Genomic DNA, 22,838 nt, shown 5'->3' with positions numbered 1-22,838 from the left:
ATAATAACCGTAATCTGTAGTCGACTGAATGGGGTGATAAAGTGTTAAATCAAGATGCTTGTGAAGTAACCGTTGTGCACGAAGATGTAGTTCGTAAAATTCGAAAAGAGCTTCCTGATGTAACGGAAATGGTACAAATCTTTAAAGCACTAGCTGATGAAACACGTTTGCGGATTGCTTATTCACTTACATTGGAATCAGAAATGTGCGTCTGTGATGTAGCGGCAGTGATTCAATCTTCATCCGCTACCGCTTCTCATCATTTACGTTATTTACGGGATCATTCAATGGCTAAATCGGAAAGACGTGGAAAAATGGTATACTACTCTTTGGCAGACGAGCATGTTGCGGACTTAGTGAAAATTGCATACGAACATGCAATTGAAGCCCAGCAAACGATATAATATCATGTGAGGCGCCTGTAGTCATGATGGAGGAATTTTAATGCGCTTACAAGAATGGACGATAGAAGAACAAGATTTACTTATTCAGTTTATGACGACAAACTCATGGCCCTACCATGATAGTAGTCAGCCAGGTCGCGAGTTGCTTGAAAAGTCAATTGAAGAAGGCGGCTATGCATCTGATGACGTAAAGACATTCTGGATTGAGAATAATGAAAACGAAAAAGTGGGAATCGTAAAAGTCTATGACTTACAAGAAGATGTTCCATTATTCGACTTGCGGATTGCTGATCATTTTAGAGGTTATGGTTATGGTTCGCGAGCGCTGAAAAAACTTACGCAATACGTGTTCGAATTACCGGAGCATAAGATTCGTATAGAAGGACATACACGCCATGATAATGCGGCTATGCGTAAAGCGTTTGAGCGGGCCGGTTTTGTAAAGGAAGCACATTTGCGCCAGGCATGGTTCCTTCCGAAAGAGAATACGTATTATGATGCGGTAACATATGGAATGACGAGAGAAGATTACGAAGCCGGAACAACAACGCCTGTGCGTTGGGAAGACCGAGAACGTGATGTTAAGAGCATACCCGGTTTTAAAGAACAGCTACAATCTGAACGGCTACATATTCGAGCGCCTGAATTAAACGACGTGATGGATGTTTGGGGTGCGGTATCACATTCAATGCCTACGTTACGTAAGTGGACTGGATGGGCGCAGAAGGATATGACGATTGAAACGACGGAGGAATATGTACGCCAATCAGTTTCTGAATTCATCAGTAGAAAATCTTTGAACTTTCATCTGTTTTTAAAAGAAACGGGTGAATTCATTGGTTGCGCAGGTTTCCATCGTATCGATTGGAGCATTCGTAAGTTTGAAGTAGAGTATTGGCTGGATACAAAGTTTGAAGGTGAAGGCTATATGACAGAAGCGATCAAAGAGCTTGTGGAGTTTGCATTTACAGATTTATCGGCTGTGCGGATTGAATTGGTTTGTGATGAGAACCATAGTAAAGGTCGTGCAGTAGCAAAACGAACAAATTTTGAACTGGAAGGGATTTTACGCAAAAATGCCCCTTCTGCGAATGGGCAAGGCCTACGCAACACATGTGTGTATGCGATAGTTACCTGATCACAGAAGGAGCACTTTAAGCTAGTTTTCACTATATCGAACGTCTTCCAGTTATTAATTGAATGACAAAGATAATGCCAGCAATTACTAAAAGTGTGTGGATTAAGCCACCGCCAATATTTGCTACTAAACCAATTACCCATAATGCTATTAGAACTACGATAATAAGCCATAATAAACGACCCATGATGAATCAACTCCTTTTCATTGTTATTTGCTATGTAAGTATATTACCCACCCTTTCAAATCTTAAACTTTTAAGATTTGAAAGGGTGGATGTTGAGAGTCAAATGAGGAGGCGATAGTTTGGCTACACCGAGTATGGAAGACTATATAGAACAAATTTATTTACAATTAGAAGCAAGAGGTGAAGCGCGTGTGTCCGACGTGGCAGAGGCGCTTTCGGTACTCCCTTCGTCTGTAACCAAAATGGCCCAGCGGCTGGATCGCGAAGGCTATGTACACTATGAGCGCTATCGGGGGTTGGCATTGACAGACCGCGGTTTGCGCTTTGGTAAAAAACTTGTGCATCGCCATGAATTACTGGAACAATTCCTGCGTATCATAGGTGTGGAAGAAGAAAATATCTATGGAGACGTAGAAGGGATTGAACATCACTTAAGTTGGAATGCGATGGATCGTATTACTGACCTAGTAGAGACACTCGAGTCTGATCCTGAATTCATAAAAAAGTTAAAAAGTAAAGCACTCTAGAGAGGATTGTCCTATATGACATTATTACAGCCAGGTACACTTGCAACGCTCAAAATACTTCGCAAAGAAGGATCACGCTTTGTATTGGACGCTGCCGGAGAAGAAATCTATATGAATGAATCCGAAGCGCCCGATGCACAAGAACACTCGACAATAGAAGTTTTTCTTTATATCAACAGAAGGGGTGAACTGACAGGTACTGCGCAAATTCCGTCAGTTACAGTTCATTCATTTGGATGGGCAAAAGTTATTCGTTTGGACAGAAGTGAAGGAGTCTATGTAGATATCGGTGCATCTTTTGAAGTACTAATCAATCGGGCGGACTTTCCGCAAATTAAAGAACTATGGCCACAACCAGGCGATGAATTATATATGACACTTCGTTCAGATCCAGGGGGCAACTTGTTCGGACGTCTAGTGACTGAAGAAAGAATTCAAGAGCACTATACAATGGCGGAAACAGAGATGTACAATCAGAATGTTAAAGCAAGAGCATACCGCTTGCTGCCAATCGGTACGTTCCTATTGACGGAAGACATCCAACGTATTTTCGTTCACGAAACAGAGCGTAAAGCTGAGCCGAGATTAGGTGAAGAAGTAGATGTTCGGATTATTGAAGTCCATGAAGACGGTACAATGAACGGCTCATTATTACCAAGGAAGCAAGACCGTTTACAAACAGATGGCGAACAAATTTTAGCGTATTTGCACCAGTCGGGCGGTAAAATGCCATTTACCGATAAATCTACTCCTGAAGAAATCGATGAGATGTTCCAGATGAGTAAGGGTGCCTTCAAACGTGCACTTGGTACGTTGATGAGAGAACGAAGAATTACACAACAAGACGGTTGGACAACACTTATATAATCATAAACGCAACTTTCTTATGAGCCTCAACGTATCTATACATATAGAACAAGGAGGAATGACTGTATGAAAAAAAGATTAGCCTCTCTATTGACTTTCATGATGATGGTCGCAATCATAGCACCGGCTGTGGTATCAGCAGATAAAGTCATCAATGAAAAACTGGGAGTTCCGATTGTAGTATATGGTTCAAATTTATCGGATAGTGAAAAAGCGAGTGTTAAAGAAAGTCTAAATGTTGCTAATGAAGCTGAAGTGGAAGAATTATCGGTGGACGGCAATGATTTAATCAAGTATATTCCTGGCGGTGACCGAAATGCCCGAATGTATTCTTCCGCCAAGATCACTAGACAAGAAGAAGGCGAAGGCCTTGTCATCAATATTGTAACGCCAGACAATATTACGCAAGTAACGGCAGACATGTATGCAACGGCTATGACGACAGCAGGTATTGAAGATGCCATCGTAGAAGTGGCGGCTCCTAAAAAGGTAACAGGTCATTCTGCTCTCGTGGGAATCTACAAGGCATATGAAGTGTCAGGAGAGGTTCTTGATACTGAACGTACAGATGTAGCAAATGATGAATTGAGTCTGGCAACGAAGCTTTCAGAAAAAGCAGGCGTCAATCAAGATGAAGTAGCTAAATTGCTGACAGAAATAAAAAAACAGATTTCGGAACAAAAGCCGGCAACAAAGGAAGATGTAGAACAGATCGTCCATGATCAATTGCAGAAATTCAATATAGAGTTGAACGAAGCAGATCGTCAATTGTTAATTGACTTAATGGATCGGATTTCTAAACTTGATATCGACTTCTCGAAGCTTAACGAACAACTGTCTGACATGACATCGAAAATTAAAGACAAATTAGGTGATATCGATCCAAGTTTCTGGGAAAAGGTAAAAGAGTTTTTCAGAAATATGGCGGATTCTCTTAAATCTTTGTTTAGTTAAGTTGTCATTGTGGTACGTTACAGAGTAGACGTATAACTACAAAGGAGAGATATGCATGAGTGAAAATAAAGATATTGAGCAGCGTGAAGGAATTGATTTTGAGCTCGTGGAGTTAGGCGGATCGAAGTACGCGTATCAGTATAAAGTAGCGGACGATGTGAAAGCAGAAATCGAGTGGACTGAAGAAAATGGGATTATGACGATGACACATACGTATACAGACGATTCATTACGCGGCCAAGGTGTTGCCAAAAAATTGCTTGACCAAGCAGCAGATAATGCGCGTGAAAAAGGTTTGAAGATGAAAGCGGTTTGTTCGTATGTAGTAAATGCGTTCGACCGAAGTGATGAATATAACGACGTAAAAGCATAAGTGGTTTTAAAGAATGGCTATGCGCTAGAAGTTCCCCATCACTTTTTGAAACTTTTCTCATTTTTGTACGTATGGTTAATAGAGAAAAAACTAGCAGAAGAGGATGAAGTGGAATGATTAATCGTACGGCAGAGCGCGTACTCGGTATCATATCGGCTGTTTTATTGACACTGAGCGTTTTAGGTGCTGCGTTAGTAGCGTTCATTTGGAATATGGCAAGCACGGATCCAACATTCATGGATGAATTCCGTGAAGGCATTGTGAGTGAAGGAGTATTAAACACTGAAGAAGTGGATATGTTCATGTCGTTTATGGGCTCTTTTTCTACTATCATATGGGTTTTGGTAGTGGTAGCATTTATAGGTTTAGTATTGAATATTATCGGTCTGGTAAAAGTTTGGAACAATAAGAATCCAAAAACGGCTGGTATATTATTCATTATTGCAGGCCTGTTAGGTGGATTCCTATCCTTGCCATCCATCCTACTCTACATCGCGGCCATTCTTTGTTTCACAAAGAAACCCCCAATGGCTCCAGAACCTTCATCTGATGAATACGTCTCAACACAATCTAACTGGATGAACTAAATACTAACTGACATTAAAAGACCCTTTTCTTTAAGAAAAGGGTCTTAAGTATACGTTCTAGTAGTTACTCTGTAATTAAAGAAAACATGCTAGTTTATCTTAAGTGAAAGACGACCATACTCACTAGAAAGTGTCCGATTGAGTAGTAAACGGTGTCTTTCTAGTAACTCATCTACACTTTGGTCAAGTATGTGCAGGTTGTGTGATGGGCAATGAATAATGAAGAATGTTCACGGAAACACCTTCAAATAATTCAGGGAACGACTCAACAAAATTAAATCCTTGTTTTGCATAAAATTCTTGAAGTGCTATATCATTTTGATCGACATACACATCGACATTTACAGCTTCCTGTAACGTTACAAGTGCTTCTTTTAATAGTGCTTCCTCGTATCCGCTATTCCAATACCCAGGAAGCATATGAAGCGCTGTTAATTCACTCTCACCATCTACATCAATCGGCGTATAGCTTAAATATCCGATAGAATTCCCTAGTTCGTCTATTGCGAGCAATACCATGGTCTTTTCCAATTGCTTCTTCAGCATTAAATCAGAATACGTACGCTCAATATATGCTTTGATCACTTCTGTAGGTATATGTTGTTGAAATGTATGTTGCCATGCCGTATGGGCAATCTGTTGAACATCTGGAATGTCTTCTACTGTCATTTTACGAATCATAGTGATCTCACCTCTAGTTCTCTTTCTACATAGTATAACAAATTAGGCTTTGCAAAACTACTATGCGGTGAAAACGCTAACGACTCCTGAAGTAACTCATAAACTATGATCTATTCGTAAAATAAGAAATGAACTTCAAAAGTCATTTGCATCCTAAGTTTACAATTACAAAGCAACTAACCAAGCCGTAGACGTTTGAAAGTAAGACTGCGGGGTATATTAAGCAGTAGGTAGAAATTCGCTACAATTACATTACGATGGAGGATGGTAAATATGGCTAAAAAATCAAATGGGTTATTATTCGCAACGCTTGCAGCAGGTGCTTACGCTTTCTTTAGTAAAAAGGAAAATCGTGATAAGGCAATGGAAACAGTAGGTGTGTTGAAAGAAAAAGTAGACACATTTGTTAATAACAATAAATTGGTTGACCAAGCGACTGAAAAAGTTGGACATTCAGATCCGACAGATTTGAGAGATAACAACATGGTATCTGAGGGAGCACAGACAAGTGTTCATTACTACAACCAAGAAGTACAAGATCCAGATAAAAATGCCGCAAAAAAAGATGGTCTTTACAAGAAAAACGAAGATACGAACGATAATAAACCGCTATATAACAAAGATGAATCAACTAAGGAAGCGGAAAAAAATAATAAATCCAACTAAACCTCATCATAGTAAAATACTAAAAGCGCCCCTTAAAAAGGGGCGCTTTAATACATATATAGCGTTAACTACATAAGGGGTAGATAATTGTGGGGGATAAGGTAAAATAATGTATATATAGTAATAGATCTTGCGTAGTCATATATATAGAATGAGTGGGGTGATACTCATGACGAGCAAGAATATAGAAACGTCTAATTTGGATTTGATCCGTGTTATTGAGAAAGAGGGAAACACAGAGCAAGCAAAGTTGTTTTTTTATCTAGAAAAAGAATTTCTTACGCAGATCTTCAATCTGGAGAAAGACGGTGCACGTTCTAGTCTTAAGGAAATAAGGGAGATTCTGTATGAGTATAAACCTAGACATTCATATGAAATCGTAAAATATTATTTTATTATCCTTTCTTCCATTATCACAAGACGCTTACAAAAAGAATCTATTTTTACTGAAGAAAATGCCTTTATCTTTAATGTGGCTTGTATAGAAATGATCGAAACCAATCTGCATAGAGAAAACTTGGTGGAAATTGGAGACGAACTAGTCGAGTTTTACTGTTATATCTTGAAAGGAAAAATAAAACCTTCGCTGTCGCATGAAACGGTTAATGAAGTCATTCAGTACATAAATGAAAATGTTAAAAATCCATTAATCGTTGAAGAAATTGCAAAACAGTTCAATGTTAGTACAAGTCACCTTTCTCGCATTTTCCGAGAACATACATCTGTTACATTAGTAGAATATATTACAATCCGTAAAATCGAAGAGATACAGTTTTATTTACGTTTCTCTACTATAAAGATTGCAGAAATTGCAGAGAGATTTCATTTTTGTAATCAAAGTTATTTCACACGTGTCTTTAAGAAGTATACGGGATTAACGCCTAGACGCTTTCGGAAGGACCTAGATAGAAATTACTTTCAATTTACTTTAAAAAAAGGTGATTCACTGTAAATTTACTGCTGTTTGCTGTATACTTTTCTTTAGTTTGAGATAGCGTAGGTGAAATCATTGAAGAAAAGAATAGGACTCGTAAGTTTACTAGCAATTACTGCTGTGTTTTTAAGTGGTTGTTCAGGTGTAGAAAACAAAACAGGTATTTTTTACAGTACATTTGTTAGACCGATGGATTGGCTGCTTCATTATCTAGGGGAAGCGTTCAATGGGAATTATGGCTTTGCGATCGTACTGATTACCGTAGCGATTCGTGTAGTTTTGATGCCGTTGATGTTAAAGAACTATAAATCTCAACAAGAGATGAAGGTAAAGATGGATGGATTAAGACCAGAAATGGAAGATATCCAAAAGCGTATGAAAGCATCTAAGGAAGCTCAGGATAAGGAAGAGCAAATGAAGCTTCAACAGGAAATGATGGGATTGTATTCTAAGCATGGTGTCAATCCGTTAAACATGGGTTGTTTACCGCTTGTAATTCAAATGCCAATCATCATGGGCCTATACTTTGCTATACTTTATGCACCACCTGAAGTGAAAAACCATGAATTCTTATGGTTTAAACTAGGTGAACCCGATATTATTATGATGTTAGTAGCCGGAGCTGTGTACTTTGTCCAAGCACGCGTGTCATTGTGGACGATGCCTGAACAGCAACAGAAACAAATGAAGTTATTTATTTACATGTCACCTATTATGATTATGTTCATTTCGTATACTGTAATGGCTGCATTACCACTCTATTGGGCAGTCGGAGGATTACTGTTAATTTTCCAAACGTATCTTGGACGTAAATTTTACTTTAAACATGTTGAACCGCCAGTAGCGGAAGAAAAGTAAGGTACTCTGAAAGCTGGTGCATACCGGCTTTTTTTGTTGCCAACAATGGAGAGGACGAGTTGCATGAAATTGAAATGGATCATGGGCTTGGCAATTACAGCTTCTGCCGCCGCAGCGCTGTACTTTATCATCAAGTTAAATTTAGAATTCGCCATTTTGTTCATGCTAATCATGTTTACCTTCACCAATGCCGCACGAACCATTATGTATAGAAACGAAGGTTTGATGCGTGAAGCGAAATGGATGCTTTGGATGGCACTAGGTTTCGGAGTAGGTTCACTAGGAGCATTAGCGTACATCTTACTGTTTTAAGCAAAGGAAAGGCCGCAATTAAAACAGCGGCCTTTCCTTTTATTCAATTTTACGAGAAATATGATGCCTTGTTCCAAAACTTACCGTCAATGCTCCTACGGAACAAAAAGCCATAATGAGGAATGCAAGGCGGGGTGACTGGTCATACAAGTATCCGGCAGGGAATGTCAAAATCGCGATACTGAGACTCAATGCCACGGCTGCATAGACACCTTGCGCAGGAGCGATGAGACGATGTGGCACGCTCTTTGATATGTATTGAATGAATGCAAAATGTGCCATGCCGAATGATACCGAGTGAAGAACTTGTGTTGCAATAAATACACTAGTCATAGGGAAGAGAAAAATGGAAATCCAACGAATGGAAGAACCAATTGCGGCTATTAGGAAAATCGTCGACGTCTTAACACCGGTAAGCAAACGATCCGCCTGTGTGAAAAATATGATTTCAAACAGCACTGCGATATTGAGGATCAATCCGATATAAAAACCGTTGATTCCCATGTCATCCAAAAAGATAAACCCATAGTTATAATACGAAGCATGTGAGCCTTGCAGTAAAATCGCAATACATAAGACGATTACAAACGATTTATTGGCGAATAAAGCTCGCAGCTGACCCTTCTGTGCTACGGAATCTCCAACTGGATGGTATTGCAATACGACAGGAACGGATTGAAAGGAAAATATCAAGCCCATACCGAGTCCGATGATCATCATATACAAAATGGCTTGTTCACTCCAGATTGCCGTTACCGTACCGATCAAGAGCAGGGCGACAGTGTAGCCGATTGAACCGAATGAGCGGCTCTTGCCATAATGAATTTGTCCATGTTGCATCAATAAAGATGCACCACTTTCCACGCTCGGAAGGATGATAGGATAAATGGAGCTGAATAAAACCGTCAATCCAAATAGAATCGCAAAAGGACTTTCGGGAATGTAAGCAAGCGCGAGAACGAAGGATAAAAAAATAGTCCAACGTATAACACGCAGGAGTGACATATTTCGTGTAGCGTACGGAAATAGGAAGAACGTAGAAAAAGACCTAACGATCATCCCTACACCCATCATGACGCTAGCCTGTGTTACCGAAAGACCTTTTGCTGAAGTCAGCCAACCTGTCCAATAAGGTAAAAAGATCCCCCATGTAAAGAAAAGTATAAAAAAGCTCATCGAGAGCCAACGTTGATTATTCACATGCACTACCTCACAATAATGGCTGAATCTTAAGTTACGTAAATACTAGCATAGACAGACGAAAAAGAAAAATGGTGATACACTAGAATACGTAGTTTGAAACAGAGCATAATTTGGATCTAAAATAGACTGGTAGTGTAATAAGCGATTTAGAAAGAAAGCAGGGTATAGCATGAGAAATAAAAATGATGAATATTCCGCCAAGAAGCGTAGGCGGAAAAACAAATGGATAGATGGTGGGATTGTTCTTCTCTTAATTATCCTTTCGGGTAGTGTGTTATGGATAGGAACGAACGGCTGGAGCGTAGAAAATGCGGTTGATCGTATTCAAAATGGATCAAAACCAACTGTCGACTTTCTAGAAATAGAAGGGCCTTCGGATTCAGAGAGTACGGGTCCGACAAAGCGTAGCCAGGAAAATACATCCCCATCAGACATGCCGAGTGAAGCGCCACTTCGGAAGCCAGAAGATCCATTAATCAGAGAAGAAATACAAGAAGAAAAGTCTATAGGGCCAGCAGTGCCACAAAAACCAATAAAACCTTCCAATCCTACTGGTTATATAAAAGGGCAGAAGTTACCTAAAGAACCGAAGCTCATTAAAGGTGTATTGCTTGTCAATAAACAATATCCTTTACCGAGAGACTATGCCCCTGGAGAAAGCGCAGAAGCGAGAGAAGCATTCAATGAGTTAGCAGCAGAAGCCGTTATATCGGGCATTAATCTGCAGGCGTTCAGTACGTATCGTTCGTATGAATATCAATCCACCTTATACAACCGTTATGTGGATAGAGATGGGCGAGAGGCGGCCGATCGTTATAGTGCACGCCCTGGATATTCTGAGCATCAGACAGGGCTCGCATTTGATATAGGTGAAGTCAATCATGAAAAACATTGGGCGTCCAATTCGTTCGGTGATACGGAAGCGGCTAAGTGGCTTGCTGCCAATGCCCATCGATTCGGATTTATCCTTCGCTATCCCAAAGGGAAAGAAGAAATGACTGGTTACATGCATGAATCTTGGCACTATCGGTATATCGGAAAAGATACAGCTGAACAACTATTTAAACGTGGCATTACTCTAGAAGAATATTTGGGTGTACGGTAAAAACAGCCGATAGAAGATCAGGATCTTCTGTCGGCTGTTTGGTTTATAAGATGGGGGAAAGTAAGCGAGAGATGGATTCCTTCACTTTAATCAATCGTTCACGCTCCAAATAAGCATCTAATGTCAGCTCGGTTGAATTTTGAATATCTTCTTCAAAAATCTCTGCCAACTCATGTGATTTTTCTCGATCATAAATGAAAGCATTCACTTCGAAATTCAAGCGGAAACTACGGACGTCTATATTTGCAGTTCCTACTGACGAAACTTTATCATCCACTACGATTTGCTTAGCATGTATGAAACCATTTTCATAAATATATATTCTCGCTCCAGCTTTTAATAAAATACCAACATTCGAATAGGTCGCCCAGTAAACAAACATATGATCCGGCTTATTAGGAATCATAATTCGCACGTCTACACCCGATAGACACGCGATCCGGAGTGCATCAAGCATACTCGTATCAGGAATAAAATAAGGCGTCTGAATATAGATGTAGTCTTGTGCCAAAAATATCATTTTCAAATAGCCATCTTTAATATCTTCCCACTCCGAATCAGGTCCGCTAGACACAATCTGCAAGCCGACATCCCCTTTGCGAGGAATCGCTGGGAAAAATCGTTCATTGTATTGAATATTTGTTTTAGGAGAAGCTTGATTCCAATCGAGTATAAAGCGCGTTTGTAATGGATGAACTGCACTTCCCTCTATTCGGAGATGGGTATCGCGCCAGTAACCGAATTTCTTGCTAAGGCCCAAATATTCATCCCCAACGTTAAATCCACCGATGTAACCAATTCGTCCATCGACAATTACAATCTTCCGATGATTCCGGTAATTTAAACGTGGATTGATCATTGGTAGCAAGGCGGGGAAGAACGCTGCCACTTCACCACCGCTATCGATCAATTCATGAAAATTTTTCACATGCAAACCACGTGAACCAATATCGTCAAACAGCATCCGGACTTTTACACCCGATTTCGCTTTACTGATTAGAATCTTTTCGATCTGCTTTCCAATGCCATCCAGTCGGAAAATATAATACTGAATATGGATATGATCACGAGCATTTTCTAAGTCTTCCAGTAATGCATCGAATTTATCACGACCATCCGTTTATACCTTCACATCATTATCTTGTGTTAATACGGAATGATTATTACGTAAATGTAAATAAATCATATCGTCATATTCTTCCGTATCGGTCTTTAGAAACTCAAACGTCTCATTTTCAATAGCCTCGAGTTGATAATTAATCAGCTTTTCAATACCAATCTTACTCCTACCTTCCCAGCGGAATAAGTGCTTTTCACGCAATTGGCGGCCGAGTAATAAATAGATAATGAAACCTAAAATCGGAACAAAGAACAGCACGAGGAGCCATGCCCAAGTACTTGTAGGATCCCGACGCTCTAAAAATATCAACGCAATGGCGAGAAATATATTAACAATCAACGTGCTTGTGATAATCAAACTAATAACTTGCGTCATATGCTTCCTCCCATAGGGTATATACTATTCCTTTAGTATAACGGAGTTGCGAATAAATAACCTATTTATAGTGTAATATGAAACTTCTTACGCTTCATATTAAACAATTGGGTCTGTTGTGTTTCGCAAAGAGCGTGTAGATTTCCGGAAAATAAATACGAGTCCTATGGATAGTAGAGCTATGATGGCGGAAACATAGTACATATTTCCTGCCTGCATGGTGAATACCCACGTAAATAACAACGGTCCAATAATACGTCCCATATTATCCATCGAGTATGAGAGACCTGCCGCAGTACCATACATACCACCTGATTCTTTCGTTGTAAGAGATACGAGTACTGTCCGAACTAATGCATTACCGGCAGTGAATACGCTCATCGCAAAACCTGCCCAAAGCAAGCTTGTGGAAAATGGAATGAGTATAAGTCCAATTGCCGTAACGACTTGCGCAACGATAATCCACGAAGTTTCCGTTCCGTTTTTGACACGTCGTACCACGCCGCCTTGAATGGCTGCATCTACTAAGCCACTAGCCATAAATAAATACCCAAGTTGCAATGGCGTGATTTGAATCTTATCTATTTGAAAGAGTTGGAATGTTGCTTCCACACCAGCAAGTAAAAAAGTAATAATGAATGAAGTGATAAATAGATAACGAATACGATACGTCCATAGAGTAGAGGCACCTTTGGGAATAATTGTCCGTTTATTTCCTTCACTATGACGTTTTGGCTCTTTTAGAACAATCATAGCGTACACTGCTAATAATAACGTTAAAGCACCAGAAGCGATGAATGGTAATTGCAAATGGACGTCACCAAGAATACCACCAATTGCTGGGCCGAAAATAAAGCCAAGACCGATTGACATACCGAGCAAACCCATATATTTATTACGATTCTCCTCGGTCGTTATATCAGCGACAAAACCCGTTACGGCCGTATACAGCGCACCTGAGAAAATACCCCCTACTACACGTGAAACATAGAGCAATACAATATGGTGCATGAATGCTGCGAATAAAAAGAAACTGACGCTAAAGCCAAGTAATCCAATCATAATCAGTTTCTTTCTACCAGTGCGGTCAGACAGCGCGCCCCATAACGGTGCAGTGAAAAATGAAGACAAGGCATAAATTGTCAGCAAGCCACCGACATGCACTTTCGAAAAGCCTTCAGCGAGTATAACCTCGGGTAGAATAGGGATAATGATGCCGAAGCCAAGATAAACGAAGAACTGGACGGACATTAATAATAAGATCGTTTTCTTCATGTGTAACCTGCTTTCTGAATGAATAGTTTCTTTCTTATCGTACGATGAATAGGAGGATCATTCAAGTAGCAGTGAGGGGATGGCAGCATATTTAGATGGTGTGTGAAACAGTTTAAAAGAAAGAGCAAAGTCTTAGGGATAGTGAGTGAATTTGTGAGTGCAAGGGGATAGAAGCTCCAGTTGGCAGACGCTTTCCTATGGGCTCTCGGTGAGCCAACCAGGTCGCGAGCTCCCTTTTGGTTGTCTCTCCTTTCGAGCTGGTCCATCAGGAAGAGCCGTAACGAAGAACGGCTTTTGCGAGTAAAAGCGAAGCGTTAGGAGCACATCTTTGCACTCGCCGCCAACTTCCGCTTCCATCCTACGTTGATAGTTGTGTTACTTAGATCACTCACTGTAGGTTGTGTGTGAATTAATGTATTGTCTTAACTTAATTAGATTCAAGTACTAAAGTTCAAAATTCATTCCAACACCAACTTCAATGTGCAACAAAAAAGTATCACCTGCTCACATTTTAAGGGATTGGAGCGAGAGCCGTTGCGAAGTACGGCTTTTGCGAGCATATGCGAAGCGTTGGGAGCACATCTTTGCACTAGGAGGGGCGACTCTGGCAGGATCAGCCCGATCAGGTGAGACAACTAAAGGCCCGCGGTGACTAGTTGTCTCTTCGCGGGCCCATAAGACACGAGTCCCCTCCGAAACGCAAATCCCCACCCCAACAACCTTGCCAGCCTATCTGTTTAGCTTATTTAATCCTCCACTTCGGAAGCGAAAAAGACTACCACAGAAAGTCGCATGTTACGACTTCTAGGGTAGCCTACTACTTTTCTTAATGCAATTTCACACGTTGCAAACGTAAAGCATTCAATACGACAGACACCGAACTAAACGCCATCGCGGCACCTGCTAACCAAGGAGCCAACAAACCAGCTGCTGCAATCGGAATACCAATCGAGTTATACGCCAACGCCCAGAACAAGTTCTGCTTAATATTCCTGACCGTCAACTCACTCATATTCAGCGTATCCACTACACGCAACAAATCGCCATGCATAAGTGTTACGTCAGCCGCTTCCATCGCGACCGCTGTTCCGGTACCCATTGCCATACCAATATCGGCTACCGCAAGAGCGGGTGCATCGTTTATACCGTCACCGACCATAGCTACGCGCTTACCTTCAGCTTGTAAGGTGCGGATGACCTCTGCCTTACGGTCTGGCAATACGCCTGCAATGACATGGTCAATGCCTGCGGTGTTTGCAATCGCTTTCGCCGTCATATGTTGATCACCAGTCAACATGATGACATCGAGATTCATCGCACGAAGCTCAGCGATTGCTTGCTTCGATGTATCTTTAATGGTATCTGCGACGGCAATAATTGCTTCATGTATACCGTCTACCGCCATGAACATGACGGTCTTGCCGTCGCCTTCCATTTGTTCTACGGAAGCAATTGTAGAATCAAATTCCACGTCATGGAGAGAAAGTAGGTTTCTCGTTCCTAGTAAAATGTTTTGCCCGTCAATTATTGTTTGAATTCCGTAACCGGGAATTGCTTCAAATGACTCAACGGTAGGTAACGAAGAAAGATGCTGCAGCCCATGTGACGTAATGGCTTTTGCCACTGGATGCTCGGAGTCACTCTCAGCCGCAGCAGCAAGTGACAGTAATGACATACGCTGTTTTTCATTGCGAACGTGGAAATCTGTTAGTTCTGGAAGACCTTTTGTAATGGTTCCTGTTTTATCAAAAACTATCGTATCGATCGACCGAGTTTGTTCCATTGCGACGGCAGTTTTAAACAACACGCCTTCTTCGGCCGCCCGTCCTGAACCTGCCATGATGGAAGTAGGGGTGGCGAGACCAAGCGCGCATGGACAGGCAATGACTAAAACAGCAATCATGCTTGTTAAGGAAGCTTCGAAATCACCAGGTGCAACTATGAAATACCATATGAGGAACGTGATGACCGCAATCCCTACAACGATAGGTACAAACACGCTAGAGATCTGGTCAGCTAGTCTCTGGATCGGTGCTTTTGAACCTTGTGCTTCCTCTACTACGCGAATAATATTGGAAATCATCGTGTCTTTACCGACATTCGATGCTTTTATTCGTAATGAACCATTGGCGTTCACGGTAGCAGCAAACACTTCATCGCCTTGTTGTTTATCGACAGGTAAACTTTCGCCCGTTAGCATCGATTCATCCACTGCGGAGGCTCCAGATACTACCAGTCCGTCAACGGGAATAGAAGCTCCTGGTCGAATGACGAGAATATCTCCGTGGGTTACTTCATGAATGGATATTTCCACAGCTTCTCCGTTGCGCTCCAGAATAGCCACTTGCGGTTGCAACTTCATAAGGTTTTTGATTGCATCTGAAGACCGGCCTTTTGCGCGTGCCTCGAATAATTTACCTAATAAAATCAATGTAATCAAAACTGCACTTGTTTCGAAATATAAGCCGTGATCTAGTGCGTAACCAGTTAACGTAAGGTAGACCGAATAGAAGTACGCAGCAGATGTACCAAGAACAACCAATACGTCCATATTGGCGCTACCGTTACGTAGTGCTGCATACGCACCTTTATAAAATGTGGCCCCAATCCAAAACTGAACAGGCGTTGCTAGTATCCATTGGAAATATGGATTCATAAAAATTTCGGGCACATACATCCAAGAAGTAAAGGAAAAATGTGCAAACATGGTCCACAAAAGTGGTAATGATAGGATAGATGAAAAAATTAGCTTGCGCATCTTTTCATCAATGTCTTTCTGTCGATAATCTGTTTCACTATCCGATTCTTCTATTCGGGGTGATGCTTCATAACCCACTTTTTTGATCTTCTGCAAAATATCTGCTAATTCTAAAGCGGCTGGATCATAGCTTATATGAGCGGTTTCAAGTGCCAAGTTGACGGTGGCGGATTGAATGCCTGGCATTCGTGACAATACTTTTTCAATTCGCGCGGAACAAGCGGCGCACGTCATACCGCGGATGTTAAGATTCACTTCATCTATCAGTACGTCATAACCTAGTTTTCGAATTCGCTCTTCCACTTCAGTTAATCCTAGTTGGTTGGAATCAAATGTAACTACTGCTTTTTCCGTAGCGAAATTGACTGTAGCTGCCGATACGCCTTCCATTTTTTGCAATCCTTTTTCAATGCGGTTAGCACAAGCGACACACGTCATCCCTGTAATAGCAATTTCTTTTTTTTGCTCATTCATGATGCTGGTCACCTTTCTTGTTACGCTTAGACATCATATCCTTGATCTTCAATGGCTTCTGTCATTTTTTCAATGGTTACAACAGATTCGTCAAACTGCACGGCTACACTATTCGCTTTCAAATCAACCAAAGCACGTTCTACTCCTGGTAATTCCGTTAATGCACTTTCTACTGCTTGTACACAGTGATTGCATGTCATACCTTTGACATTCAAAGTAGTTGTAGTCATCTCTAATTCCTCCTATTTTCTAATTAATTTAGCTATAGTCTTAGCCAGTTCGTCTAAGACTTCTTCATCGCCTTCAGCTAATCGATTTTTGACACAGCTTTTTAAGTGTCCGTCCAACAAAACATTCGCCACACTGTTTAAAGCAGATTGTGTAGCAGATAGTTGAGTAATAATATCATCACAATACACATCGCGCTCTATCATACCTTTAATGCCTCGTATCTGACCTTCGATACGGTTTAGACGATGACTCAAGTTCGTCTTAATTTCTTCCGGATGATGACTCTTGCGACAAGAAGTTTCTACTGTATCCAGAGAAGGATCTTCAGGTAGTAACGCCACTCGATATACACCACCTTTCGTGTATATTCAGTTTAATATACGTATAGGGGGTATGTCAAAATATCCATCTTTACGTATTAGGGTTTAAAACTTGCAAAAAAGGTGAAAATGTAACAAAAAAGAAAGATTTAAAAGGTGGTTAGCGTGGTATAATAAGGACCATAATACATTTTAAAAATATAGAACTTCACGAGCAATCAAACGTCTATATAACTGACTAGGAAGGTTGAGGTGGAAGAAGTGGCTAAAGAAATGGATTTCAAGAAAATTATTTCCAACTTGGCGAAGCTTGGTGTTTCCGCAAAACTCACAAAATCCAGAAGTGATATGTTGCAAGCATTGACGCCTGCCGTACAAGCACCACCCGTTCAAGCTAATTAAATAAAAGACCATACGAAAAGCTCACCCCCGATTAAATTCAGGAGTGAGCTTTTCGCGTTAGTTTATGTTTTAAATTTTCTTCACAAACTCCGACTTTAATTGCATGGCGCCAAATCCATCGATCTTACAATCAATATTATGGTCACCGTCGACTAAGCGAATACTTTTCACTTTCGTCCCCATTTTTAATGGATTGGAACTTCCTTTTACTTTTAAATCTTTAATGACCGTTACAGAATCTCCATCTTGTAACACGTTGCCATTTGCATCCTTGATCTCTGGCATACCTGTTTCATCGTGTTCTTCCGTCGATCCAGGCATCCATTCGTAGGCGCACTCTGGACAAACAAGAAGGTTTCCATCTTCATATACGTATTCAGATTGGCACTTCGGACAATTTGGTAAAGTTGACATAAAAAAACCTCCCTTTCCTATACATTCTACACAATTTGTGGTTGCTCGGAAAGGGAGTCAGATTCGTTTGATGTTAGTCATTGTCATCCGCGTCGAATAAATACGTTCGCTGATGGAACTTCATACTGAAGATCAAGCCGATTGCTAACATATTACTGAATAAGGAACTTCCTCCATAACTGATAAATGGAAGAGGGATACCTGTAATAGGTAACAGCTGTATATTCATCCCGATGTTTTCAAATACGTGGAACGCAATCATCGCAATGACACCCGTACAAACATACACACTGAACGGATCGTGCAAAGAAAGAGCAACTTTCGTTAAATGGTAAATTAAAATGAAATACAGTGTGATAACTAAACAAGCACCGATAAAACCGTATTCTTCTCCTATTACACTGAAGATAAAGTCCGTGTGGTTCTCGGGGATGTATACAACGCGCTCCAGAAAGCCTTTACCCGTCAGTTGTCCTGAGCCTATTGCGGTCATTGCCGTAATCAAGTTGTACCCTTCATCTGTTGGATAAGAGTAGGGGTCGAGCCACGAATAGACACGTTTGAACTGATAAGGTGAAAACCCGAATTTATCGAGCAAATCTTGTGCGAATAGTGACATCCACAGTAACCCGCCTGCGGCTGCGGCTCCCAAGGTAAAGATAGGTACGAGTAATTTCCATGAGATACCAGACACGATGACGATAGCAGCGGTAATCGAAATGAAGACGAGTGAAGTTCCAAGGTCAGGCTGCTTCATGATAAGAAACAACGGAACGACAAGCATTAGCGCAATTTTACCGAGCAACTGTAGATCTGTCGTATACGTTCTGTTTAACGAGCGTTCGTTATGTGTGCTGACCAACTTGGCAAGTCCGATAATAAAGAATGTCTTAATGAACTCGGCAGGCTGGATTGTCCCAATGACGGGTAAATGCAACCAACGTTTTGCGCTATAGCGCATTTCTGCAATTTGCCCTGGACCGCCGGGTGCCAACATGAGAAAAATCAACAAGAAAATACCAAAGCCATAGAAATACCAAGCGAACTTTTTATATTGATCGGGTTCAAAATACATGACCATTGCTACGATGAAAGAACCGAGTATATACCATCTCACTTGTTTTAAAACGAAGTTCTGTGTATATTGCTCGGAGGTTTGAGCGGATCCAATGACGAAAAAACTGACAATCGCGAAGAGTAAAATGATAAAGGCAAGTGTCCAGTCGAATCGTTCACCTAGCCTGTTTGATTGTTTCAATTATGAAATCACCTTTTCTTAAGCTAGTATTCTCTTATTATAATTACCTATTATATCGCAAAACTTTTTAAGAAGTACACCCATTAATAGACGAGTTGTGAAATGATTGGTTTCTACGAAAAGGAAAAAGAGTGGAGAACGTTGGTTTTTCATTCATGAATTGGCACTGTTCATGGTAAACTGTATGAATGAAAACTACGGAATGTGAGGAGATTACATGAAAAGACGGTTAGGTTTAGTATATGGCGGGAAATCCGCGGAGCATGAAGTGTCGCTTTCTACAGCGCGCGCAGTAACAGAGGCGGTTGATTTAAGTAAATATGAAGTATTACCAATCTATATTACGATGCAAGGTGAATGGCTGAAAGGGGAGCCATTGACTGGACCGGTCACGGAGATTGAGGCATTACGTCTGAAAAGTGAACAACCACAGCCCGATCATATTGAAAGTTTTTTGCAAGGAGATATGCCTGATGTTGTTTTGCCGCTTCTTCACGGAACGAACGGAGAAGACGGAACAGTACAAGGATTATTTGAAGTCTTAAATATTCCATACGCAGGGAACGGAGTGCTCGCTTCTTCAGCAGGTATGGATAAAGTCGTCATGAAACAATTATTCGCACAAGCAGGGTTAGCACAAGTTGCATATGTCCACTTCATTCGCAGTACGTGGAAAGAACACGCTGAGCAATTATTAGATCAAGCGGAACACGAACTTACGTATCCAATGTTCGTCAAACCGGCCAACCTTGGATCAAGTGTAGGTATCAGTAAAGCAGATGATCGCGAATCGCTCAAAAAAGCGATTGAGCTGGCATTGAAATTTGACCGCAAAATCATTGTGGAGCAAGGAATTGTGGCACGTGAAATTGAAATGGCGGTTCTGGGTAACGACCATCCTGAAGTATCGGTAGCAGGAGAAATCCGTCCGGTTGCTGACTTTTACGACTATGAAGCGAAATATAAAGACCAAAGCACGGAGTTATCTATTCCAGCAGAAATGCCCAATGCAGTTGCAGAGCATATGAAAGATATGGCAATCCGTGCATTTAAAGTTCTGGACTGTTCAGGACTCGTACGTGCAGACTTTTTCGTCACGTCAGACAACGAAGTATTGATCAATGAAGTAAATACATTACCTGGCTTCACACCGACAAGTATGTTCCCATTACTGTGGCAAAATTCTGGATTGACTTATCCAGAATTAATTGATCAGCTAATTGAACTGGCAGTAGAACGTCATACAGAAAAACAACAACTACAATATACAATGGACTGAGTGGAGGAAGAAACGTGAAACGAAATCTATCAACGATCCAGCAATGGCTTCAGGCAGAGGGACAGCATATCGCAGAGCAACAAGTGACAGGTGTCTGCATCGATTCACGGAATGTGAAAGCGGGGGACTTGTTCATCCCTTTTAGAGGTGAACAAGTAAATGGTCATCAATACGTCAAAGGGGCAATTGAGCAAGGTGCAATCGCGTCACTTTGGCTAAAAGATGAACCTAATCCACCGGCAGGTCTACCTCTTCTATTCGTCGAGGATTCAGAGCTCGCATTACAGCAAATGGCCCGTAGCTACCGAAGTGAATTAAGGTGTACTGTCATCGGAGTCACAGGGTCGAATGGTAAAACGTCGACTAAGGATTTGATTGCAGGGGTATTGTCACCTTATCGCAAGGTCAAGAAAACGGAAGGTAACTTCAATAATGAGCTTGGCTTGCCATTGACGTTATTATCTGTTGAAGATGACACAGAAGTCGCTATTCTTGAAATGGGGATGAGCGACTTTGGAGAAATTTCATTTCTATCAACGCTTGCTCAACCACAGTTTACAGTCATAACCAATATTGGTGAGGCACACATGCAAGACCTAGGTTCACGCGAAGGGATTGCAAAGGCAAAGTTTGAAATCATCGACGGTCTGGTGAGTGGCGGTATGTTGCTTTACGATGGTGATGAACCGTTATTAAAAGAATTAGTACATCAACAGTCAAGTTTGCGAAGTGTGTCATTCGGTTATGAACAGGCTGATTTGACTGCGCAACAAATTATATCTACCGATAAAGGTAGTGCATTCACTGTAACCGGTAAGCTTGAAGGGCAGTTTACCATTCCTGTTTACGGTTCTCATCAAGTGAAGAATGCACTGGCCGCGATTATAATCGCAAACGAGTTAGGTCTAACAGAAAAACAAATTGAAGAGTCATTGAGTGAAACAACATTAACGGATATGCGCATGCAACCTATAGCGGGGAAAAACGGTTCATTACTAATTAATGATGCATACAATGCTGCGCCCACTTCCATGCGTGCGGCGTTCCGTTTTATTGATGAAACGTCAGTCAAACAAGACAAGTGGCTTGTCCTTGGGGATATGCTAGAGCTTGGTACCGATGAACAGCGCTACCACGAAGAGCTCGCGGAGGAATTGAATACTATGAACGTAAGTGGGATTGCGCTTTTTGGACCCCGTATGAAGTGGTTGTCAAACCAGTTGAAGGATTACCCTGGAGAAATTATGTGGACTGCGAATGACACGTTATTGCTTGCGGATGCATTGCGCCCGAAACTAACGGATCAGACAGTGGTGTTGTTTAAAGGATCTAGAGGAATGAAACTAGAACGCATCATAGAGATACTCGCAGAGGAAGAGCTGTGACAACAGGCGTTCTTATCATTCACGGATTCACGGGCGGTCCTTTTGAAATCGCACCATTCAAAAGATTTCTAGAGAATCATACCAATTGGAAAATAGTCGTGCCTGTTTTACCGGGGCATGAAATGGATTTAGGCGTACAGAAAGGCTCCGCTAAGTCATGGATGATGGTGGCGGAATTAGCATTACGAAAACTACAGAAAGAAGTGGATGACGTCATAGTCGTCGGCTTCTCTATGGGGGGCTTGATCGCTATGTATTTGGCACTACGCTACCCAATAAAAAAGCTTATTTTACTAAGTGCTGCGGCGAAGTATATTAGTCCGCGTATTTTATTAGATGATGCCAGAATCATGATGAGGTCGTTTAGACGTAAGAACTATCCTACAGACTCGTTTTATCATCTGTATAACTATAAGCTGACAAATACACCTGTTCGTGTAGCGATAGAGTTTTTACGCGTCCTTCGCTTAGTGCGGCGGTATTATCATCAAGTCAAAATACCTGTTTTTATCGTGCAAGGAGAGCAAGATGGAATCGTTCCCGCATTTACAGCAGAGTTACTATACGAGCAACTCGGATCAAAAGAAAAACACTTGATTTATTCGAAGAATGGCAAACATCATATTTGTTATAGCGAAGATCGCCATGTGTGGTTCCCGAAAGTACTGAAGTTCATGGACGAAGACTGATTAATGGAACTTAAGCGGATTCGTTGCAGTCTTGTGTAAGCCATGGTAGAATGATGAAAGGA

Annotated in this window: 25 protein-coding genes and 1 pseudogene; 16 read left to right on the top strand and 10 right to left on the bottom strand. The window is 41.1% G+C overall.

From position 1 onward, the window contains the following. Nucleotides 1-41 precede the first annotated feature (41 nt). Both CSV75_RS09790 and CSV75_RS09785 read left to right on the top strand, forming a co-directional pair. Nucleotides 42-404 carry an ArsR/SmtB family transcription factor gene (locus CSV75_RS09790; RefSeq protein ID WP_099632453.1) on the top strand — a complete coding sequence of 121 codons (363 nt, stop codon included), beginning with the start codon at nucleotides 42-44 and terminating at the stop codon, nucleotides 402-404. A gap of 40 nt (nucleotides 405-444) precedes the next feature. Further along, nucleotides 445-1,542: a GNAT family N-acetyltransferase gene (locus tag CSV75_RS09785; protein WP_099673639.1), complete on the top strand. Its 1,098-nt coding sequence runs from the start codon at nucleotides 445-447 to the stop codon at nucleotides 1,540-1,542. 31 nt (nucleotides 1,543-1,573) lie between these two features. Here CSV75_RS09785 and CSV75_RS16110 read toward each other — a convergent pair whose 3' ends face one another. Next, complete coding sequence (locus tag CSV75_RS16110) at nucleotides 1,574-1,729, bottom strand: lmo0937 family membrane protein (RefSeq protein WP_143560718.1); 156 nt, start codon at nucleotides 1,727-1,729, stop codon at nucleotides 1,574-1,576. 119 nt (nucleotides 1,730-1,848) lie between these two features. Between CSV75_RS16110 and mntR the strand changes: the two genes are divergently transcribed. The 5 genes from mntR to CSV75_RS09760 all read left to right on the top strand — a co-directional run bounded on the left by mntR (nucleotide 1,849) and on the right by CSV75_RS09760 (nucleotide 5,037). Next, a complete protein-coding gene (gene mntR / locus CSV75_RS09780; protein ID WP_099675705.1) occupies nucleotides 1,849-2,256 on the top strand; it encodes a transcriptional regulator MntR in 408 nt (135 codons plus the stop codon). Between the two features lie 15 nt (nucleotides 2,257-2,271). After that, nucleotides 2,272-3,123, top strand: a complete 852-nt coding sequence (locus CSV75_RS09775) for a CvfB family protein (RefSeq protein WP_099675704.1) — start codon at nucleotides 2,272-2,274, stop codon at nucleotides 3,121-3,123. Between the two features lie 66 nt (nucleotides 3,124-3,189). Next, the gene (locus CSV75_RS09770) at nucleotides 3,190-4,077 is read left to right on the top strand and encodes a DUF1002 domain-containing protein (protein WP_099675703.1); all 888 of its coding nucleotides are present in this window, start codon (nucleotides 3,190-3,192) and stop codon (nucleotides 4,075-4,077) included. Between the two features lie 55 nt (nucleotides 4,078-4,132). Beyond that, nucleotides 4,133-4,450, top strand: coding sequence for a GNAT family N-acetyltransferase (locus tag CSV75_RS09765; protein ID WP_233191642.1), 318 nt, complete (start codon nucleotides 4,133-4,135; stop codon nucleotides 4,448-4,450). Between the two features lie 113 nt (nucleotides 4,451-4,563). Continuing rightward, nucleotides 4,564-5,037 (top strand): DUF4064 domain-containing protein, encoded by a 474-nt coding sequence (locus CSV75_RS09760; protein WP_099675702.1) that lies wholly within the window; start codon nucleotides 4,564-4,566, stop codon nucleotides 5,035-5,037. A gap of 183 nt (nucleotides 5,038-5,220) precedes the next feature. Here CSV75_RS09760 and CSV75_RS09755 read toward each other — a convergent pair whose 3' ends face one another. Further along, nucleotides 5,221-5,718: a GNAT family N-acetyltransferase gene (locus CSV75_RS09755; protein WP_099675701.1), complete on the bottom strand. Its 498-nt coding sequence runs from the start codon at nucleotides 5,716-5,718 to the stop codon at nucleotides 5,221-5,223. 273 nt (nucleotides 5,719-5,991) lie between these two features. Here CSV75_RS09755 and CSV75_RS09750 point away from each other — a divergent pair, with 273 nt between their 5' ends. The 4 genes from CSV75_RS09750 (at nucleotide 5,992) to CSV75_RS09735 (ending at nucleotide 8,488) form a co-directional block, all read left to right on the top strand. Next, nucleotides 5,992-6,384 carry a hypothetical protein gene (locus tag CSV75_RS09750; protein ID WP_233189496.1) on the top strand — a complete coding sequence of 131 codons (393 nt, stop codon included), beginning with the start codon at nucleotides 5,992-5,994 and terminating at the stop codon, nucleotides 6,382-6,384. A 169-nt stretch (nucleotides 6,385-6,553) separates the two neighbouring features. Beyond that, nucleotides 6,554-7,336, top strand: a complete 783-nt coding sequence (locus CSV75_RS09745) for a helix-turn-helix domain-containing protein (RefSeq protein WP_158231644.1) — start codon at nucleotides 6,554-6,556, stop codon at nucleotides 7,334-7,336. A 57-nt stretch (nucleotides 7,337-7,393) separates the two neighbouring features. Continuing rightward, nucleotides 7,394-8,176, top strand: coding sequence for a membrane protein insertase YidC (gene yidC / locus CSV75_RS09740; RefSeq protein ID WP_099635730.1), 783 nt, complete (start codon nucleotides 7,394-7,396; stop codon nucleotides 8,174-8,176). Nucleotides 8,177-8,239: 63 nt separating this feature from the next. Continuing rightward, the gene (locus tag CSV75_RS09735; protein WP_099632463.1) at nucleotides 8,240-8,488 is read left to right on the top strand and encodes a hypothetical protein; all 249 of its coding nucleotides are present in this window, start codon (nucleotides 8,240-8,242) and stop codon (nucleotides 8,486-8,488) included. A 39-nt stretch (nucleotides 8,489-8,527) separates the two neighbouring features. Here the strand turns inward: CSV75_RS09735 and CSV75_RS09730 are convergent, their stop codons facing one another. Next, nucleotides 8,528-9,688, bottom strand: a complete 1,161-nt coding sequence (locus CSV75_RS09730; protein WP_099675699.1) for an MFS transporter — start codon at nucleotides 9,686-9,688, stop codon at nucleotides 8,528-8,530. Between the two features lie 172 nt (nucleotides 9,689-9,860). Between CSV75_RS09730 and CSV75_RS09725 the strand changes: the two genes are divergently transcribed. Beyond that, nucleotides 9,861-10,796: a M15 family metallopeptidase gene (locus tag CSV75_RS09725; protein ID WP_099675698.1), complete on the top strand. Its 936-nt coding sequence runs from the start codon at nucleotides 9,861-9,863 to the stop codon at nucleotides 10,794-10,796. Between the two features lie 43 nt (nucleotides 10,797-10,839). Here CSV75_RS09725 and cls read toward each other — a convergent pair. From cls to CSV75_RS09700, 5 genes and pseudogenes are all read right to left on the bottom strand, one after another. Continuing rightward, nucleotides 10,840-12,291, bottom strand: a pseudogene (gene cls / locus CSV75_RS09720) (cardiolipin synthase). Nucleotides 12,292-12,390: 99 nt separating this feature from the next. Further along, complete coding sequence (locus tag CSV75_RS09715; RefSeq protein ID WP_099675697.1) at nucleotides 12,391-13,566, bottom strand: MFS transporter; 1,176 nt, start codon at nucleotides 13,564-13,566, stop codon at nucleotides 12,391-12,393. 826 nt (nucleotides 13,567-14,392) lie between these two features. Further along, entirely contained in the window at nucleotides 14,393-16,798 is a 2,406-nt protein-coding gene (locus CSV75_RS09710; RefSeq protein WP_099675696.1) for a heavy metal translocating P-type ATPase, read from the bottom strand. A 26-nt stretch (nucleotides 16,799-16,824) separates the two neighbouring features. Then, complete coding sequence (gene copZ / locus CSV75_RS09705; RefSeq protein ID WP_099675695.1) at nucleotides 16,825-17,028, bottom strand: copper chaperone CopZ; 204 nt, start codon at nucleotides 17,026-17,028, stop codon at nucleotides 16,825-16,827. Between the two features lie 12 nt (nucleotides 17,029-17,040). After that, complete coding sequence (locus tag CSV75_RS09700) at nucleotides 17,041-17,370, bottom strand: metal-sensitive transcriptional regulator (RefSeq protein ID WP_233191641.1); 330 nt, start codon at nucleotides 17,368-17,370, stop codon at nucleotides 17,041-17,043. A 231-nt stretch (nucleotides 17,371-17,601) separates the two neighbouring features. Here CSV75_RS09700 and CSV75_RS16310 point away from each other — a divergent pair, with 231 nt between their 5' ends. Then, the gene (locus CSV75_RS16310) at nucleotides 17,602-17,751 is read left to right on the top strand and encodes an Lmo0850 family protein (protein WP_156890545.1); all 150 of its coding nucleotides are present in this window, start codon (nucleotides 17,602-17,604) and stop codon (nucleotides 17,749-17,751) included. 69 nt (nucleotides 17,752-17,820) lie between these two features. Here CSV75_RS16310 and CSV75_RS09695 read toward each other — a convergent pair whose 3' ends face one another. Together CSV75_RS09695 and CSV75_RS09690 are read right to left on the bottom strand one after the other, a co-directional pair. Beyond that, entirely contained in the window at nucleotides 17,821-18,165 is a 345-nt protein-coding gene (locus CSV75_RS09695) for a zinc ribbon domain-containing protein YjdM (RefSeq protein WP_099632470.1), read from the bottom strand. A gap of 73 nt (nucleotides 18,166-18,238) precedes the next feature. Next, nucleotides 18,239-19,423 (bottom strand): FtsW/RodA/SpoVE family cell cycle protein, encoded by a 1,185-nt coding sequence (locus CSV75_RS09690; RefSeq protein WP_099675694.1) that lies wholly within the window; start codon nucleotides 19,421-19,423, stop codon nucleotides 18,239-18,241. 217 nt (nucleotides 19,424-19,640) lie between these two features. On the opposite strand from CSV75_RS09690, the gene CSV75_RS09685 reads away from it, so the two are divergent. The 3 genes from CSV75_RS09685 to CSV75_RS09675 are packed head-to-tail and all read left to right on the top strand — an operon-like array spanning nucleotide 19,641 to nucleotide 22,776. Then, nucleotides 19,641-20,702 carry a D-alanine--D-alanine ligase gene (locus CSV75_RS09685; protein ID WP_099675693.1) on the top strand — a complete coding sequence of 354 codons (1,062 nt, stop codon included), beginning with the start codon at nucleotides 19,641-19,643 and terminating at the stop codon, nucleotides 20,700-20,702. 14 nt (nucleotides 20,703-20,716) lie between these two features. Further along, the gene (locus tag CSV75_RS09680) at nucleotides 20,717-22,087 is read left to right on the top strand and encodes a UDP-N-acetylmuramoyl-tripeptide--D-alanyl-D-alanine ligase (protein WP_099675692.1); all 1,371 of its coding nucleotides are present in this window, start codon (nucleotides 20,717-20,719) and stop codon (nucleotides 22,085-22,087) included. Then, nucleotides 22,084-22,776: an alpha/beta hydrolase gene (locus CSV75_RS09675; RefSeq protein ID WP_099675691.1), complete on the top strand. Its 693-nt coding sequence runs from the start codon at nucleotides 22,084-22,086 to the stop codon at nucleotides 22,774-22,776. Before CSV75_RS09680 ends, CSV75_RS09675 begins: the two co-directional genes overlap by 4 nt. Nucleotides 22,777-22,838 lie beyond the last annotated feature (62 nt).

It is taken from the genome of Sporosarcina sp. P18a, assembly GCF_002743135.1.
Lineage (GTDB): Bacteria > Bacillota > Bacilli > Bacillales_A > Planococcaceae > Sporosarcina.
This window is presented reverse-complemented; position numbering and strand designations above follow the sequence as displayed.

Coding starts and splice junctions, on each gene's coding strand:
- CSV75_RS09785 (WP_099673639.1), top strand. CDS start 445: ATGCGCTTACAAGAATGGACGATAGAAGAACAAGATTTACTTATTCAG.
- CSV75_RS16110 (WP_143560718.1), bottom strand. CDS start 1,729: ATGGGTCGTTTATTATGGCTTATTATCGTAGTTCTAATAGCATTATGG.
- CSV75_RS09775 (WP_099675704.1), top strand. CDS start 2,272: ATGACATTATTACAGCCAGGTACACTTGCAACGCTCAAAATACTTCGC.
- CSV75_RS09770 (WP_099675703.1), top strand. CDS start 3,190: ATGAAAAAAAGATTAGCCTCTCTATTGACTTTCATGATGATGGTCGCA.
- CSV75_RS09765 (WP_233191642.1), top strand. CDS start 4,133: ATGAGTGAAAATAAAGATATTGAGCAGCGTGAAGGAATTGATTTTGAG.
- CSV75_RS09760 (WP_099675702.1), top strand. CDS start 4,564: ATGATTAATCGTACGGCAGAGCGCGTACTCGGTATCATATCGGCTGTT.
- CSV75_RS09755 (WP_099675701.1), bottom strand. CDS start 5,718: ATGATTCGTAAAATGACAGTAGAAGACATTCCAGATGTTCAACAGATT.
- CSV75_RS09750 (WP_233189496.1), top strand. CDS start 5,992: ATGGCTAAAAAATCAAATGGGTTATTATTCGCAACGCTTGCAGCAGGT.
- CSV75_RS09745 (WP_158231644.1), top strand. CDS start 6,554: ATGACGAGCAAGAATATAGAAACGTCTAATTTGGATTTGATCCGTGTT.
- CSV75_RS09735 (WP_099632463.1), top strand. CDS start 8,240: ATGAAATTGAAATGGATCATGGGCTTGGCAATTACAGCTTCTGCCGCC.
- CSV75_RS09725 (WP_099675698.1), top strand. CDS start 9,861: ATGAGAAATAAAAATGATGAATATTCCGCCAAGAAGCGTAGGCGGAAA.
- CSV75_RS09715 (WP_099675697.1), bottom strand. CDS start 13,566: ATGAAGAAAACGATCTTATTATTAATGTCCGTCCAGTTCTTCGTTTAT.
- CSV75_RS09710 (WP_099675696.1), bottom strand. CDS start 16,798: ATGAATGAGCAAAAAAAAGAAATTGCTATTACAGGGATGACGTGTGTC.
- copZ (WP_099675695.1), bottom strand. CDS start 17,028: ATGACTACAACTACTTTGAATGTCAAAGGTATGACATGCAATCACTGT.
- CSV75_RS09695 (WP_099632470.1), bottom strand. CDS start 18,165: ATGTCAACTTTACCAAATTGTCCGAAGTGCCAATCTGAATACGTATAT.
- CSV75_RS09685 (WP_099675693.1), top strand. CDS start 19,641: ATGAAAAGACGGTTAGGTTTAGTATATGGCGGGAAATCCGCGGAGCAT.